Raw genomic sequence first — 2,200 nt, forward strand, 5'->3', positions numbered from 1 at the left:
ATTGACCTAAGAAGATGTATTCCATTTTGTATCCATTTATTTGAATTTAGTCCAGTTCTAACTATCTTTTTTTTCAAATTTAAGCTAAAATGAATTGATGGTTCTGTTGCGAAGTTTGAAAATCAAACGCGCCCTCTCTGAACTCCAAATATCTTAGGCTGGTATTCCCATTAATACCTTGATTTCAGTAGACACCGAAAAGCCGAAGAGCGTTCCATTTCTTCGGTTCTTTTTATATATTCCTCGAATGGTCTCCATGCCCTTAATCGTGGAAGAGGCTGTACGGAGACTTTGATAAAATTTATTCCGTCGTTTAATAGGTCGATGGTCTTGTTCTATTAAATTGTTAAGATACTTCACAGTTCGGTGCTCTGTCTTAGGATATAAACCCACACTCTGTAACTTTCTAAAGGCGGAGCCAAGAGAAGGTACTTTATCGGTCACAATTGCTTTCGGCTCACCAAACTGTTTATGGAGTCGTTTTAAGAAAGCATAGGCTGCTTGCGTATCCCGTTTCTTTCGTAACCAGATATCTAAGGTTAAGCCGTCCGCATCAATTGCACGATAAAGATAATGCCAACGTCCCTTAATTTTGATATAGGTTTCGTCCATTTTCCATGAATAGAAGGATTGTCTATTTTTCTTCTTCCAAAGATAATAGAGGACTTTGCTGTACTCTTGCACCCAACGATAAATCGTAGTATGACAAACATTTATTCCACGATCATATAACAATTCCTGAACTTCACGATAGCTTAGATTGTAACGCAGGTAGTAACCAACAGCGACAATAATGACGTCTTTTTTGAATTGTTTGCCTTTAAAATGATTCATTACTCTGTCCTCTCTGTCTTTTTTCTCAATTTTACACTAAAATAGATTTTTTGGAAAACTTTGCAACAGAACCAAAGAAATAATAAATTCTAGGCCCTTAAAAGAAAAAATCAAATTTTTAACAAAGGTTATTATTATTAAGGCGAAAAACCATTAAGCCGTTAAACGAAAATGCAAAGGGTTCATATACAATTATGTTAATTACGACCCGAATTGCTAGTTGATTATTTAGCCATGACTTGATACCCGATAGAATATCTTAAAGTCTCTGGTTCCAGTGATTTAGCTGATTTTAACAGTAAAGAATACGCTAAAAGTATCATCTCTAATTTCAATTGAAAACCTTGAGGCGAACGACTTTTACAACGCTCAGCTCCTAGATTTGTCAAAAAAGAGAAAACTCGCTCAATCACTTTTCTATGTTTTGAAAAATTAGGGAAAAGGATTTTCTTTTGCTTCATGTTCTTCCTGACAGGTGTAATTAGATCAATTCCTTCTAATTCCAGCCTTTCATGCAGTGACTGACCTAGATATCCCATATCTCCAAGGACTGTTGGTGTCCCAAATTGACTCAACACTTCCTCGGTCATTGAACTATCAGCCATTGAAGCAGGAGTAATTGTGTAGTCTATGACATAGCCTGATTCACTGACTAAAGCATGACATTTACATCCATAGAAGTACTGTCCCTTTGTAGCATTGTAGCCAACATTTGCATAATCTCCAAGAACTTTGCTTCTGAAATTACGAATAGGCTGACACAAAGGAATGGGGAAGCTGTCAATAATGGATACACTCATTCCTTCAACCTCTTTAAAGACGAGTGCTTGGCGAATGACTTGGATACTCGGTAAGAGGGCATTACAACGGCGGACAAAGCGAGAATATTCTAGGAAATTAGGAAATAAACTTTGAGCCAATTGGTGCTTAGCTTTAAGTGTTTCACTAAAATGCAGTACGCCCCATAGGTAACAAGCGATAACTAAGCAATCTGATGTTGCGAGATGGACGTTTTTTCGGTTTTGAACCTCAAGGGGAACACTCGTTTGATAAAGCGTCTCAATGGTTGTCAGTAAATAAACAAAAACTTTTGGAAGTGTGCTATTATAAGTCATATAAGTCGTGCGCTTTCTAATGCTTAGTGGTTTAAGATTAGGATAGCACGACTTATTTATTTTCCAATGAAATTAACTAGCAATTCGGGTAGAAAGTTTAGAGGTATCATATGAAACTACTTAATAATTTGTTGACTAGCTTAACACAATATGAGAATGAAATGATTCAAATTAGGCGTCATCTTCATCAATACCCAGAAATTTCTTTTCAAGAAAAAGAAACATTTAAGTATATTATGGGCTTTTATAAA

2 protein-coding genes are annotated in these 2,200 nt (G+C 36.0%); both read right to left on the bottom strand.

The genetic code is table 11. From position 1 onward, the window contains the following. Positions 1-153 precede the first annotated feature (153 nt). Entirely contained in the window at positions 154-834 is a 681-nt protein-coding gene (locus tag ACESR5_RS11965) for an IS6 family transposase (protein WP_373155982.1), read from the bottom strand. A gap of 224 nt (positions 835-1,058) precedes the next feature. Further along, entirely contained in the window at positions 1,059-1,949 is an 891-nt protein-coding gene (locus ACESR5_RS11970; protein WP_351796774.1) for an IS982-like element ISLll1 family transposase, read from the bottom strand. Positions 1,950-2,200: the final 251 nt, after the last annotated feature.

Origin of the sequence: Clostridium sp. AUH-JLR23 (assembly GCF_964238065.1) — a bacterium.
In the GTDB taxonomy this organism is placed as follows: domain Bacteria; phylum Bacillota_I; class Bacilli_A; order Erysipelotrichales; family Coprobacillaceae; genus Allocoprobacillus; species Allocoprobacillus merdigallinarum.